The organism is uncultured Dialister sp. (genome assembly GCF_900538805.1).
In the GTDB taxonomy this organism is placed as follows: domain Bacteria; phylum Bacillota; class Negativicutes; order Veillonellales; family Dialisteraceae; genus Dialister.
The window spans coordinates 12,501-28,042 of record NZ_UPZP01000004.1 but is presented as its reverse complement, the minus strand read 5'-3'; the positions used below and the strand labels follow the sequence as shown (position 1 = coordinate 28,042).

Sequence of the window (15,542 nt, the reverse complement as noted above, 5' to 3'; positions counted from 1 at the left end):
ACTGCGTTCAGAATGACGGAGTCCGGCGGGAAGTAAATCCCGTAACGCTGACTTTATACTCATCGCCGCGAAGCGGCGATACCGCCACCCTCTGAACCCTTTGAACCTTCTGAACCCTCTGAACCTTTTCTCCAAGGACGCCCCTATCCTCCGTCGCCTGACGGCGCCACCCCCTTCCTGTGGAAGGGGGCTATGGCACTTCGTCATGCACCACCGGTGTCATATATGTAAATCCCGTAACGCTGTCTTCATACTTATCGCCGCGAAGCGGCGATACCACCACCCTCTGAACCTTTTGAACCCTCTGAACCCTTTGAACCCGCACGCCCGAAAGGGCGTGTCCAACAAATTAGAAAATAATTAAACGTAAAAAAACCTCTTGCAAAATATTTCCGATGGACCTATAATGCAAACATCAAATTCATACAGGTGGATGAAACATATGGGAGAAAGCCGAAAGGCTTACCGAAGGAGTAACACTCTCAGGTATCTCAAAAAGATAAGTACTGTATGTGGACACACTCTGGAGAGTCTCGATTAAAGAGCGCCGAAGGTGTAAGGATGGAAACGTCCCAATCTCTCAGGCAAAAGGACAGAGAAAGCAGCGTCACACTATGTGTTCCGCTTTAAGGTAGACAATGCCGGCTTCCAGAGTTTTATTTCTTATGGAATGCCGGCTTTTTGTTATCTACTTTCTTAGGGGAGGGCGTTGTTAAAAATGGATTTGAATTACATGGACCTGTTGAATTCGCTGGATAGTTTTATCTGGGGGCCGCCGCTGCTGGTTCTTCTTGTGGGAACCGGTATCCTGCTTACCATCAGGTTGAAGCTGCTGCAGGTATTTCAGTTACCGAAGGCGCTGAAGCTGATTTTCAAAGCACAGAATACAGGCAGTGGTGATATTGATTCTTTCAAAGCTCTCTGCACAGCCCTTTCTGCAACGGTGGGCACCGGCAACATTGTAGGCGTGGCAACGGCCATTGCAGCCGGCGGTCCGGGCGCCATTTTCTGGATGTGGCTTGCCGCATTCTTCGGAATGGCCACCAAGTATGCAGAAGGTCTTCTGGCCGTGAAGTACCGTGAAGTGGATGCCAAAGGTGAAATCGCCGGCGGTCCCATGTTCTACATTAAGAACGGTATGGGCGAGAAGTACAAATGGCTGGGCACCCTCTTCGCCATCTTCGGCGTTCTGGTAGCTTACTTCGGAATCGGTACTTTTGCCCAGGTGAATTCCATTGTGGATATCACCAAGATGACTATCGGACTGGATCCCATGTGGACAGCCATTATCCTCACGGTTCTTGTGGCAGCCATCACCCTTGGGGGCCTCCAGTCCATCGCCGCAGCCGCTTCCAAAATCGTTCCGGCCATGGCAGTGATTTACTTCGTTTCAACCGTTGGTGTTTTGATTTTCTTCGCTGATAAGATTCCTGGTGCTGTTGAAACCATTATTTCCAATGCATTCACAGGCAGTGCCGCAGCAGGCGGTTTCCTTGGTTCCACCATGATTATGGCTATGAGAAATGGTATTGCCAGAGGCGTGTTCTCCAATGAATCGGGCCTTGGCTCCGCTCCTATCGTAGCCGCCGCCGCTAAGACCAAATGGCCTGCGGAACAGGGACTTATTTCTATGACCGGTACGTTCATTGATACCATCATCATCTGCACACTCACCGGTCTTACCATCGTCGTATCCGGTGAATGGCTGAACGGCCTGAACGGAGCGGCCCTGACCAATGCAGCTTTCAAAGACGCATTCCCCGCTTTCGGCGGATACATGCTCATGATTGGCCTGGTGCTCTTCGCTTTCACCACCATCCTTGGATGGAACTACTACGGCGAACGCTGCATGATTTATCTGGCAGGTACAAAGGGAGTTCTTCCCTACCGCCTCATCTTCATTGCACTTGTTGCAAGCGGCGCATTTTTGAAACTCGAAGCCATCTGGGTTCTGGCGGATATCGTCAACGGACTCATGGCTATTCCTAACCTGATTGCCCTGCTGGCCCTGTCCGGCGTGGTGGTAAGAGAAACTGCCAAGTATTTCGACCACCTGAAGACAGGCAAGGACTACGAAGAATACGTAGACCAGGACCCCAGCAAGGAAGTAAAGGCCAAAATTTCCGCAGACACGGAAGACTGAGCCTTTCAATCGGGCACTGATATAACATATTATTTCCAGGCGGAAAGGTTTTCCCATTTTCCTTCCGCCGGGATTAATATGACACCCCATCCGGCAAAGGGCACCCTGGTGGATAAGCCCTCCTAAACTGATTCATCAGGGAGTGCCGGGCTTCGGGAAATATCCCTGGAAATATTTCCCGAAGCGGAGGCCCTACCTTTTTAAAAATGGTTTCCATAAGTATCCTTATGTATGTATAGGATCAGGCGAAAGCCTGTGAATATATGCCGCCATGCACGGCAGGCTTCCGGAGGGGGAATTCAGATCTGGTTCCTGAAAGAAGCCAAAAAAGCAGAATATGGTGGATGATGTACACTGAAAAATGAGAGCCGAAAGGGCCCTCTGCCGAAGGAGTAATACTATCAGGCGTTCAGAAGAACACGAAACTGTGTACGGACACAACTCTGGAGAGTCCCATTCGATTGGGCGCCGAAGGTGTAAAGGGATTTCACCCGTAAATCCCGAATCTCTCAGGCAAAAGGACAGGGCTGGCAGCCGGGTAACCCCCGCTATGCATGGATGCATACATACATACAACCGCCAGCCTCAGACTTTACACACCATCAGCCTGAGTGCGGCGGTTGTTTTTTTCTCAGAAATACGGGTCAAATGTAAGGGGGATATTATTATGGACATGGCTGCAATCAACTCGCTCGTCAATACCATTGACGGCATAGTCTGGGGCCCGGTAATGCTGGTGCTCCTTGTCGGTACCGGCGTGTACCTCACCTGCTTATTAAAATTCCAGACCTGGCGGAATCTGCCCTATGCAATCCACAGCGTTCTTTCTAAAGAAGCCCGCACCACCAAGCGCGGCAAAGGCGATGTTTCTCCATTCTCCGCATTAATGACAGCCCTCGCTGCTACCATCGGCACCGGCAACATCGTAGGCGTTGCCACCGCCATGTTCTCCGGCGGCCCCGGCGCCCTGGTATGGATGTGGATTTCCGCATGCTTCGGCCTCACCACGAAATTCTCCGAATGCATGCTCTCTATTAAATACCGTGAAGTCAATGCCAAAGGTGAAATGAAGGGCGGCCCTATGTTCACCATGAAAAACGGTTTCAAAAATAAAACCGCCGGCCGTACCCTTGGCTTCCTCTTCGCACTGTTCTCCGTCATTGCTTCCTTCGGTATCGGCAACATGACCCAGGCAAACTCCATTTCCGGCGCTGTACAGACAGTCTTCGGAATTCCGGTGGAAGTCTGCGGCGTCATCCTCACCGTTCTTTCCCTTGTCATTATCCTTGGCGGTATCAAGACAATTTCCAAAGTTTCCTCTGTAGTCGTTCCCGGTATGGCTGTGTTCTACATCATCGCAGGCCTCATCTGCATTCTTATTAACATCCAGAACGTACCTCACGGCCTCTATATGATTTTCATGATGGCCTTCAACCCGCAGGCTATTGGCGGCGGCGTCCTCGGCACCATCACAGTTACCGTCATGAACTCCATGCGCTACGGCGTTGCCAGAGGCTGCTTCTCCAATGAAGCCGGCCTGGGCTCCGCAGCCATCACCGCTGCTGCTGCTACCACCGACGACCCCGTTCGCCAGGGCTACATTAACATGACCGGCACCTTCTGGGATACCATCGTTGTCTGCTCCATCACCGGTCTTACCATTGCTTCCTCCGGCGTTCTTGGCACCACCGATGCCAGCGGCGCACCGCTGAAAGGCATCGCCCTCACCATGGCAGCCTTCTCTACCAACATCGGCATCATCGGCACCTACATCGTGGCCATCGGCATCATCCTCTTCGCTTACTCCACCATCATTGGCTGGGAATACCACGGTGAAAAAGCCTGGGAATACCTCTTCGGAACCCATAAATTCAACATGGTTTACAGAATCATCTTCTCCCTGGTCGTTTATGTAGGTGCTACCCAGACCCTTGATCTGGTATGGAACCTTTCCGATATTGCCAACGCACTCATGGCAATTCCAAACCTCATTTCCCTGCTGGTTCTCTCTCCTGTCATCAAAGAAGAAGTCGTCCGCTTCCAGGGCGTACTTGCTAAGGAAAGAGCTGAAAAGGCAGCACTGGCTGCCAAAGAAGAAGGCGCCAAAGCTCATATCTGAGTTTCTTCTTCAACCCACAGGGACGCGATGAATCCATAAGGTTCATCTTCCATATCGTTGTCCCCCCTCACTTCTCCGGAAGTGAGAAACAACCCCTATCCTGCTCCTCTGAATTCCGGCAGGATAGGGGATATTTTTTGCCCTTTTATGAAATAGGGGTATTCTGCCATCCGGAGGGGGTCGCCGAAGGCCATGAGACAAGCAGATATGAGACATCAGACGTGAGTTTCCCGCCGGCACCGTCACTCTGCATCGGTAAGGTGATTTATAAGAAAGTGACTCTAATTTTCTTGTGTCCCCTTGAGGGGAATGCCGCGAAGCGGCAAAGGGTGTGCGAGGGTAAGAATGGTGATGTTACTCTATGGCGATTCCATTCTGCGGGCAGCGAAGAATCTCGGTACGTGCCGATAGTGGAGACACTGCCGGTGCATACCGATGAGTGGGAGACCATGAGACTATTAGATGGAGGAATGCAGCACAATGCCCAGCATCCATAGTGCCACCGCGAAGCGGGGTGGCAAAGGAACTGGATTTGCAGGGAAGCGCAGCGACCCGAAAATCCAGTGACATGCTTTCCCGTGGAGAAAGGTGGTGCCGTTAGGCACCAAAGGGGGAGCCGCCGAAGGCGGCTGTTCTACCGTTAATGACGATATGGGCGATACATACCGATGAGCGTGAGACCATCCGGTTTATTCTGCACTGAAAAATGATATGGAAAATGCAGTGCAGAAAATTTTGGCCTTTGGTCTGGTAAATTTACTTTAGTGTTTAGTACAGATTAAGCTATGCGGTAACATAATATTTCTATGATAATTTTCGCTTGACAAGCGAAATGGATAGGTTTAGTATGTACCATGCTTGAGTGAATTCCAAATCGCGGCTGGGCCAAGGGGGAGCCTGGAGGGAAAACTTGAGAGAACCTCATGTTTTTTTAGTGGAAAAATCGGGCAGAATTTTCATGGAGAAGAGGAATAAGAATGAAACAGAACCAAAAGCATTGTTTTAGAAAAATCGGGGGGGTAAGCTAACCCTTTCCAACCATAGAGGAAAAGCTCTCCTGGCGGCGCTGCTGCTGACAGGGGCTTTTTGCGTGCCTGTGGAAGCGGCAGAGCGCACAACGCCGCTGGTGGTGACGGAGAAGGATCAGACAATCCACGATGATTTCGGCACGGCTTCCCAACCTGTCAGCATAACCGACGGAAAAACGCCGGCAGTACTAGAAATTGCCTCCTCTGCTGCCGATAAAGATGGCGTGACCACGGTATACTCCAACATCATCAACGGCACTTTTACTGTTGGTGGGAGTAAAGATAACGTTGCTGAAGCTAACGGCATCTGGGTGCAGGACAACTATCCGGGCACGGTGAGGCTGGCCAATGGGCTAAATGTAAAAGTGGATGCTGCCGGGAATTATTACAATACTTCCGGCATCTACCTGGAAGGGGTGGACCGTAGTCATTATCCTAAAAGTACAGACGAATCGGTGAATGCCAATGAAGAATATAAAAATAATGGCAATCAGATTTCTTCGACTACCGTGAATGTGGGAAGTGGGACTACTATTACGGTGAATGCTAAGGCTCCGGAGGGCAAGACGGGTACTTTCGTCAATTCCGTGGCTCTGGAAAATCATTTCGGCCATATGAACGTGGGCGATAACGTGCATCTGAATTTGACTACAGGCGCGTTCCAGGAAAATGATTCTGCGGGATTCTATCAGCTTTACTATGGGGATACTTCCATTGGCAATGGATTTACAAGTACTGTGACGGCCACCACAGGTAACAGTTCCCAGCATGTCATAGTTCATGCCGTGCATAGTAACCATGATCATCCTTTGGATCATCAGATACATGCCATAACCCAGAACAAGCTTCATATAGGAGACGATGCTGTTCTTACCGCTCAGGTGCACGACCAGACCCAGGGAGATTATACGGAAAATGGGTCAATCGATGAGACCGGAGCCTTTTTGTCCCGTACAGACTTCATCATAGGAGATAGGATGAAAGTGGACACTGAGCAGACCGGCGTACCGGGAAGGAAAGGGTATGGTATTAATGAATCAACTATTATAACTGGGATTTACACGAGAGCTGCCAAGGGAAGTATTGGTTCGGATTTAATGAATACAGTCAAGGTCAAAAATCGCAATATGCAAATGGTTGCGGGAATGCGTTTCTCGGGATGGCTTCAAAATGGAGATGAGCGCCCGGAGAATCCCTCTGACGATACATCCATTGTCTCCGTGGGAGCACGGAACATGAATAAGATTGATGTGGAAGACAGCATTGCCAGGCACCTTGTTGGGATTATTGCAGATTCCGATTCAAACATCAATATAGGGCAGGATTGTCAGATTCACATGTATATTAACCAAAGTCAGGTGAGTGGTTATACATACGGAATCTACGCAGGCGCAGGTGGTTCTAATTCGACGATACACTTCGGACCTTATGGTACACTTAGTCTGAAACAGGATGGCGGCACATCGGATCAGACAATCGGAATCTGTACAGCTGCTAATTCGACGATAGACCTTGGCCCTCATGGGACACTCAGCTTGATGCAGTATGGCGGCACATCGAATCAGACATACGGAATCTATGCAGTTTCTGATTCGAAGATAGACTTCGGACCTTATGGGACACTCAGTTTGGAGCAGGTTGGCGGTACATCGAATCAGACAATCGGAATCTGTACAGATCCTAATTCGACGATACACTTTGGATCTTATGGGACAGTCAGTCTGAAACAGGAGGGCGGCACATCAAAAAATGGGATGTTCGGAATCTATGCAGATGCTAATACGAAGATAAACTTTGGCCCTCATGGGACACTCAGCTTGATGCAGGATGGCGGCATATCGAATAAGACATACGGAATCTATGCAGTTTCTGATTCGAAGATAGACTTCGGACCTTATGGGACCCTCAGTTTGGCGCAGGATCGCGGCACATCGAATGGCACATACGGAATCTATGCAGATGCTAATAAGACGATAGACTTTGGCCCTCACGGGACAATCAACTTGATGCAGGATGGCGGCACATCGAATCAGACAATGGGAATCTATGCAGTTTCTGGTTCGAAGATAGACTTCGGACCTTATGGGACGGTCAGCTTGCAGTTTGAAGGTGATTATCAAGGAAATTCTCAGATTCTATCTGATTTATGGAACTATGGAGCAGATACAGAAGTTAAAGATCATGCTTCTTTCACAGTGAGCGGGAATCTTACAAAGGCCGTTCCCCAGGCCATTACGCAAATCAGAGGAATTTATGTAGGAAATGGAACCGGAAGGTTTGGGGGCAATCTGACCGTTCATACATCAGGACATAATTACGCTATGGTCAGCGGTATCGTGGCATCTGCAGACACAGAGAAAACCAATCTTCTATCTGACGGCGATAATGCCCATGTGACTGTCGATGCCACAGAAGATGAAACAGGAACGACGAATAAGTTGTCTGGTGGAAATTATATAGCCGGCATTAAAAATAGTGGAAAAGGTTCATTCGTAACGGTCGGTAGAAATGCCCAGATTCAAGTGTCAGCCCCTGAAGATAAGGAAGTATCGGCACTCTGGGTGTATAAAAATGCAAAAATGGAAATGGGTGACGGCGCGGTTCTCACAGTGAATAGCGCGGCTGCAGAAAACAACAACGTGGTAAAAGCTGATTCGGTAGGCAAAGTCACCTTCGACGGTGGCATGACCCTTTCGGGCAGCCAGAATGCCATCTACAGCACCGGCGATGGCAGCTCTGTTACCGCACTGGGCGCGGGCCGCAAGGTCATCCTCGGCAATCTGGAATCGGCCGATAAAGGTTCCATCAAGCTCAAACTCAACACAGCAGATTCCCTGCTTCGCGGCAAGTCCACCATTGACGGATTCCGGCCTGATGCAGCGACGACGCATGGCTTGATGGCTGCAACGGCAGAGGTAAATGATGCAAGTGGCAATGCTTCTGGAGACAACATGCCAGCTGATACAGAGTTGACTGTAGCCAATGGCGCCCGCTGGGATATGACGGACAATAGCCAAGTGAAGACGCTGAACCACGAGAATGGCGGCACGGTCAATATGTCCTACAATCCGGAGCTCCAGCGTCTGGATGTCGACACCTACAACGGCAATGGCGGCGTCTTCCGCATGAAGTCCGACCTGAATCAGCTGGAGACGGATGACAAGAAATATGCAGATAAAGTGTATATTCAGAATGCCGAAGTTGGCTCCACAGGCCTCATTCAGGTCCACGACCAGAGCTTCCTTACGGGCCATGAGGTCACGGGCACGAAATACCAGCTGCTTATCACGGATAAGAGCGGCAAGGCCAAATTCAGCGGAATGGACCTGGACGACGGCGGCCTCTGGGATGTAACACCTACCATCCAGAACGGCAAGTATGTGCATGATGTGATGAACGTATCTGATGCTAATGAAGAACAGTGGTACCTTACCAAGCTGGAAAGAAAAATCAACAAAGACACCATTCCTCTCATGAAGGCCGCTGACAACAGCTATGCCCTCTACCGTCTGGACATCGACAGCCTCCGGAAGCGCATGGGAGACCTTCGTTTCCGTAACCTGAAAGACACCTCCGGCCTCTGGGCCCGCGATTTCCATGGTGCCTATGATGGATCCGGCGTAGACAGCAAGTACAACGGCTTCCAGCTGGGCTATGACTACGCCGCCAACGACAAGAGCGTTTACGGCTTCTTCGCAGAGCGGACTATTTCCAACCCCAAGTACAGCTATGGCTCCTCCAAGGACCACGGCCTTTCCGGCGGCCTTTACGGCACCTGGTTGGGTGACAGCGGCGTATATACCGATGTGGTGGCCAAATGGGGCAGGGACGATACCAACCTTCACACCTGGGGCGGATGGCCCGACAGCGCCAATTACCGCACATGGAATGAAAGCCTTTCTGTGGAATGGGGCAAAACCTTCACCAGAGACGACGGCCTCTTCCTGGAACCGGAAGCGCAGATGGTCTTCGGCCGTCTGGGAAGCAAGGATTATACCACCCGCCGCGGCAGGACTGTAAGCATGGGAAGCTATGACAGCGCCATCGGACGCCTGGGCATCCTTTTGGGCAAACGGGTGACGGATAGAGAGCATCCCTATGACTACTACCTGAAATTTTCAATGCTCCATGAATTCGGCGGCGAAAGAAACTTCCACCTCGCCGCTCCTGACGGAGAAACCTATGACTACAGCGAAGACTACCGGGACACCTGGTACGAAGCAGGCTTCGGCGGCACCTGGCACATCAACGGAAACACCAGCCTCTATGCAGACGCAGAAAGAAGCTTCGGCGGCATGTGGCATAAGAAATGGCAGTGGAATGTGGGAGTGAACTGGCAGTTCTGATTGGATAGACGATAGAAGATAGATGGTAGAAGAAACAAAAAAGCTGAGAAAAATGGCAGTCATTTTTCTCAGCTTTTTTGTGATGCTGATATTTTAAGGAAACAGGCAGAAAGGAGACTGCAGCACTCTGGTACGTGCCGAATGGTCAGGCTCCTTCCTCAGGTGGCAATCCTGCATAGGATTGCCAAGTCGGGCAAAGTTGGCCCATAGCCTGCTCATAAAAGGGCCTTCCTTTTGATTGCCCGACCGGAATGGAGCTGGACGAAGCCCTGAGATAGGTCCGAATTTATCGGAAAAGAACTGACGCCCCTATCCTCCGTCGCCTGACGGCGTGCACAGCGAACACATTTTGAAGGAGCAGCGCGACGCACAAAATGTAGCGAGTCGTTTCCCCTTTAGGGGCCATCCCCCCTTCCTGAGGAAGGGGGCTCTGGCACTTCGTCATACACCACCGGTGACACAAAGCCAATCCCGTAACGCCTTGTTTCCCCTTGAGGGGAAACAAGGCGGAGCAGCAAAGGGTGTACGGGGCTGCAAGTCGGAATGGCACCTATGCTGAACTGACTGTGGAGGTCCTGCATAGGACCTCCAAGTCAGCCGAAGTTTGCCTCTAGCCTGCCCAATAAGAGGCTTTCCTTTTAGTCGGCTGACCGTGCAACGGCGGCTTCTTCCCGCCGACCGGTATTTAGTACCATATGATTCATTATCGGCTTTTGCCGAGATTCTTCGCTGGCGCTCAGAATGACGGTTGGTGGCGGGAAGGAAAGCACGTAACGCAGTCTGACGTCTGATTTCTGATTTCTTTTGTCTAATCCCCGCCCCTATCCTCCGTCGCCTGACGGAGGATAAATACTGCGGCGAAAGCCGCCACAACAACCCTCAGCCCAAAGGCCGGTCAAACCTAAGAACCCTCGGGGCGAAGCCCCGTTCACCTTCCCCTCTGAACCCTTTGAACCAGCCCGCCAAAGGCGGGCCGAACCCTCTGAACCCGGGCGGCTTTGCCTCCCCATTCATCCTCTCCCGCTGGCCTTATCCAGGTCCGCCGCATTTTTTGCTTCTTCAATGTTTCCATCCCGTTTCATCAGCAGCTTCTGCAGCTTTTTCCGTTTGCCCCTTTCGATGTACTGATGGGCCAGCACATCCGGCAGGGTGGCGCCCAGGGAGATGCCAAGCAGCACCAGCATGGCCTCCACCCCGGTCTGCAGGGCGAGAAGGAGGGCCAGACCGTCCATATGCTGGATATCGATGATGGCAAAGAAGAAGCGGTACATGAGCACCCCCGGCACCAGAGGGATGATGGCCGGTATGGTGACCACGAAGATGGGAGCGTGGAAGTACTTGGAAATACTGAAATACAGGATAGACAGTACGGCGGCGCCAAAGAAGGAGGCGCTGGCCATGCCGAAGTGGAAAACCACCATGAATACATCCCGCACGTCCACCGTAATAATGGCTCCCAGGCAGGCCAGGGGGATATATCGTTTGGGAATGTTGAACATGATGGAAAAGCCCAGGGCTGCCATGGCTGCCGCCAGGGCCTGTGCCAGGTACAGGTGCTCCGGCGCAATGTTTACGGCGGTGAAGCTGGGCACGTCGGTGAGACCCACGGCCCCTGCAATGCCGAAGGTCATGGCCAGCATAATAAGGAGGGTATGGGTCATGCGGGTCATGCCGGAGGTGAGGTAGTTATTCAGGAAATCGTCCACTGCGTTTATGAGAGGCACCCCCGGTATGAGGGTCAGGGCACAGGCTACAATGGGCAGGAAGGGAGAAATGGCACCGGGCAGGTACATGGTGAGATAGGCGGTAATGGTGGCCGCAAAGGCGGAGGCGGCGATGGTGACATAACCGTTGAACTCTATGCGGGTACATGCATATTTCACCAGAGCCCCTATGATGGCTGCCAGCATGGTATAAAGAGCCTCCACCTCGTGGCCCCCGAAAATCAGGCAGAAGGCGGAAGAGGCCAGTCCGATGGCCAGAATTGCCAGCCATTCCGGGTAGATCCGGTTCATGCAGTGCCGGTGGATTTCATGAAGCTGGTTTACAAATACCCCATAGGGTTCATTCTTATAGAGAGCTTCCCGGCTGGTCTTGCTGGTCTTTAGGAAGGTGAGCATATTCACCCCATGGCGGTAGCATTTGCGGAACATGGTGTGAGTCCTCTTCCCGTCATCCACATTAATCATAATGGTGGAATAGGTAATGTGAATCTGCACATCCTCCCAGTAAATGCCCAGATAAGCAGCGGTCTGCAGCATATCCCGCACAATCCGCTTGCTGCCGGCGCCGCTTTCCATCATCATCTGCCCCGTATCCAGGATGAGCTTCATCTTATCCCGGATGGTCAGGGTATTTTTATCATTATTTTCCAATATAAGACTTCCTTTGTAAATTTGGAGGCAAAAGGAACGATTGCCTGTATTTCCGCATGCAAAAAAGACGCGGCTGCGCCGCTAGGTACCTTAATGAATCAGTGCTTCCTTAAGGTTGAGTCCGCTTCGCCCGGGGGCAGAGGAAAGTCATAGCAGTGGAAGGGAAATGCCGCCGATAGGCGGCATTATGATAGCTCATCGCCCGGCAGGGCGATACAACAACCTTCAAGACCAAAGGGCGCCGAACCCTTACAGCCTGGTATTCTGGATGAAATCGATATACTCCTTATACTGCTTCGCCAGTTCATAATCGTGGAGCGGGAAGCACTCACTGAGCCAGCGCACCAGAAGCCACAGGCAGCCGAAGAACACCAGGAACTGGAGAAGACGGTGGATACAGGAATAGGATTTCTTCGCCTTCCTCTGCCAGCGGGCCGGCAGGTGGTAGGCACTTTCGTAAATCCATTTCCAGTACAGCAGCTCAAAGGCAATCACCCCTGCCGCCATGAGGAGGAGATTCACAAGCCCCACATGGGGAAGAACGATGCGGTGAAACCAGCGCACCGGCTGGTACAGGGCAAAAAAGGTCTCCCGAGGCGACATCATGAGCCCCATGAATTCATAATGGGTAAGAAAAATAAAAGCACTGAAAGAAAAGAAAGAAACGATGGCTAGACAGATGAGGGTGGCCAGATTCCGCCCCACATAGACCCGGCAGATCACATTCATTACGAAGAAAATCAAAAGCAGGGTGCCTATGGCGGTGAGGAAATAGGGACTCAAATGGTTAAACGTAGGATCCTTCATGCCATTCACCGCATGGGTGAGCACATAGGGAAAAATCAGAATCCATGAAAAGAAAGGGATGTACCCAATGCGCCAGAAAGGATGAAGCAGATTTTTTCCCGTCATCAGTTCCGTAAAGAAAATCAGCAGGAAACACTCCCCCATATTTCTGCCAAACCGGTACCACTGGAAAAGCCCGGTAATTCCCAGGGCATCATAATATATAAATACTATAAAAAGAAGGCAGAAAGCACTGATGAAATATAAAGCCAGCTCCCTCATGGAAATATCCTGGCACCAGGCTATGAACTTTTCCTTCTCCTGTTCAAGAAACAGCATCGTTCTCTCCCCCATACTATACTTAATCTAAGTATAGAGAAATAGAACCGCCGCGGCAAGAGGACAATTTACAGGGGTAAGAGGGGGAGTGAAAAGTTTCCTGTGGGCAAGCAACACCATGGAGCCACGCCCTTTTGTCATTTCGAGCGGAGTCGAGAAATCTCCCGGCGAACAGTTTCCTGTGGGTAAGAAACACCATGGAGTCAAGTCGGACAGGAAACCCTTCGCGAACAGTTTCCTGTGGGTAAGCAACACCATGGAGCCAAGGCGGACAGGAAACTATAGGCGAACAGTTTCCTGTCGGTAAGGAAAACCATGGAGCCAAGTCGGACAGGAAACCCTTAGCGAATAGTTTCCTGTGGGTAAGAAACACTGTGGAATCAAGGCGGACAGGAAACCTTTCGCCAACAGTTTCCTGTCGGTAAAGAACACCATGGAGCCAAACCGAATGGGAAACCCTTCGCGAACAGTTTCCTGTGGGCAAGAAACAGCATGGAGCCAAGTCGAATAGGAAACCCTTCGCGAACAGTTTCCTGCCGGTAAGAAACACAGTGGAGCCACGCCCTACTGTTATTTCGAGCGGAGCAAAGCGGAGTCGAGAAATCTCCTTCGCGAATAGTTTCCTGTCGGTAAGAAACACTGTGGAATCAAGCCGAATAGGAAACTATAGGCGAACAGTTTCCTGTGGGTATAAACACCATGTGGCCACGCCCTCCTGTCATTTCGAGCGGAGTCGAGAAATCTCCCGGCGAACAGTTTCCTGTCGGCAAGCAACACCATGGAATCAAGTCGGACAGGAAACCCTTCGCAAAAAGTTTCCTGCCGGTATGAAATGCTATGGTGCCAAGTCGGACAGGAAACCTTTCGCGAATAGTTTCCTGCCGATATGAAATGCAGTGGAGCCAAGCCGAATAGGAAACTATATGCGAATAGTTTCCTATCGGTATGAAACACCATGGAATCAAGTCGGACAGGAAACCTTTTGCCAACAGTTTCCTGTGGGCAAGAAACGCCATGGAGCCACGCCGAATAGGAAACTCATACATAAAAAGTTTCCTGTCGACATGATACCGCCGTATCACGCCGCACAGGAAACTTCTATTTCAAATAATCATACAGTTTTCTCACCGACTCGATATCCTTCATTTGGAAAGGAGAGAGAAGGTGCACTATCTTTCCTACCAGGGAATGGTGCTTCAGGAAACGCCGTGCTTCCTCCACCGTGGCGGCGCCGCCGTTCTCCCGGTAGCCCTCTGCCACCGCCAGCACCCGGCCCTTTTCCTCCCGATAATTTTCCCGGCAGATGCCCTGGAGAAGAAGAAGAAAATCAATGGCCTTCTGCTCCTCCCTGTTTCTGGAGTACAGCCGGTTCTCCCAATCCAGAAAGGTGAGCTTTCCATCTTTATAAGTAATGTCCCGAAGGGCCGGCCGGCCGTGGATGACACCGTCATGATGAAGCGCAGCCAGGGCGGCACCGGTTTCTCCCAGAATATCCTTCTTCTCCTCTTCACTTCGTTTGGAGCCCAGAATATTCTTCAGCGTAGGGCCGCCGTCCAGGGTGACCATGTAATCCGGCGTGAGCACCTGGATATTTGGTACCAGCTCCGGATGCGACTCTCCGGCAATAGTCATGCGGGCGATTTCATAATAAAATTCCTTCTCCACCGAATACTTCACCAGCTGATTCCGCCCATTCCCCAGCTTCCGCTTGATCCAGTACTTCTGTCCCTCCAGGGTGAAATCAATAATCCGCTCCTTCGGATTCTCCCGAATCAGCTGCTCCGCCATGGACTGTATCCTCGCTTCCTCCATATTAACCTCCTTTCTTAATGGGTTTATATTTTATTTAAACCATTGTAACAGAAATAAAAAGATTTTGTAAGGAATAAGTTTGGGGAGATTGGAGTCAAAGGAGGAGGGGACGGAAGAGTCATTGGCGGTGATGGGTTCAGAAGGTGCAAAGGGCGGAGGAAAGGTTCTTAATAAAGCGATTGCGTATCTGCGGTTTATTCTGCCCCCTGAATAGGGGTGGCAAGCGAACGTGGTTCGTAGGGGAGCAAAGCGACCCGAAAATCCAGTGACATGCTTCCCTTTAGGGAAAGTCCCCGCAAGGGAATGAGGGTGCATTTCCACGGGCGAAACCCGGTTGTATGGTTTTCGCTGCCAAAGGCAGCGCTGCCGCCGCAGGCGGCAAAATACTCATCGCCCGCAAGGGCGATACCACCCCCTCTGAACCTTCTGAACCCTCTTGAACCCTCTGAACCTTCATGCCGCAGGCGTGTCAAAAAATATTTCAAAAACCAGTTGACACAAACCTCCATCCATGGTATCATCATACCTGTCGCCGCGAGAGCGGCGGCCACGATGAAGTCTTCCTTCAAAAACTTAAAAAAAGTGCTTGACAGG

At 51.1% G+C, this 15,542-nt stretch carries 7 protein-coding genes and 2 riboswitches (1 of these 9 only partly in view); of the genes, 3 read left to right on the top strand and 4 right to left on the bottom strand.

Annotated elements, in window-relative coordinates:
* Nucleotides 1–513: 513 nt before the first annotated feature.
* A riboswitch (glycine riboswitch) is annotated at nt 514–606 on the top strand.
* Nucleotides 607–718: 112 nt separating this feature from the next.
* The 3 genes from QZQ29_RS00900 (at nt 719) to QZQ29_RS00890 (ending at nt 9,636) form a co-directional block, all read left to right on the top strand.
* A complete protein-coding gene (locus QZQ29_RS00900) occupies nt 719–2,143 on the top strand; it encodes a sodium:alanine symporter family protein (protein ID WP_296958566.1) in 1,425 nt (474 codons plus the stop codon).
* 433 nt (nt 2,144–2,576) lie between these two features.
* Nucleotides 2,577–2,678: riboswitch (glycine riboswitch) on the top strand.
* A gap of 132 nt (nt 2,679–2,810) precedes the next feature.
* Entirely contained in the window at nt 2,811–4,262 is a 1,452-nt protein-coding gene (locus QZQ29_RS00895; RefSeq protein WP_296958564.1) for a sodium:alanine symporter family protein, read from the top strand.
* 1,090 nt (nt 4,263–5,352) lie between these two features.
* Entirely contained in the window at nt 5,353–9,636 is a 4,284-nt protein-coding gene (locus QZQ29_RS00890; protein WP_296958562.1) for an autotransporter outer membrane beta-barrel domain-containing protein, read from the top strand.
* A 1,010-nt stretch (nt 9,637–10,646) separates the two neighbouring features.
* On the opposite strand, the gene QZQ29_RS00885 is transcribed toward QZQ29_RS00890, so the two are convergent.
* From QZQ29_RS00885 to QZQ29_RS00870, 4 genes are all read right to left on the bottom strand, one after another.
* Nucleotides 10,647–12,011: a threonine/serine exporter ThrE family protein gene (locus tag QZQ29_RS00885; protein WP_296958560.1), complete on the bottom strand. Its 1,365-nt coding sequence runs from the start codon at nt 12,009–12,011 to the stop codon at nt 10,647–10,649.
* 249 nt (nt 12,012–12,260) lie between these two features.
* Nucleotides 12,261–13,136 (bottom strand): hypothetical protein, encoded by an 876-nt coding sequence (locus QZQ29_RS00880; protein ID WP_296958559.1) that lies wholly within the window; start codon nt 13,134–13,136, stop codon nt 12,261–12,263.
* Between the two features lie 1,098 nt (nt 13,137–14,234).
* The gene (locus tag QZQ29_RS00875) at nt 14,235–14,948 is read right to left on the bottom strand and encodes a hypothetical protein (protein WP_296958558.1); all 714 of its coding nucleotides are present in this window, start codon (nt 14,946–14,948) and stop codon (nt 14,235–14,237) included.
* Nucleotides 14,949–15,142: 194 nt separating this feature from the next.
* On the bottom strand, nt 15,143–15,542 hold the 3' portion of the coding sequence (locus QZQ29_RS00870) for a hypothetical protein (protein WP_296958557.1). 152 nt of this gene lie beyond the right edge of the window; 400 of the gene's 552 nt are visible here — the last part of the coding sequence; the start codon falls outside the window, past its right edge; its stop codon occupies nt 15,143–15,145.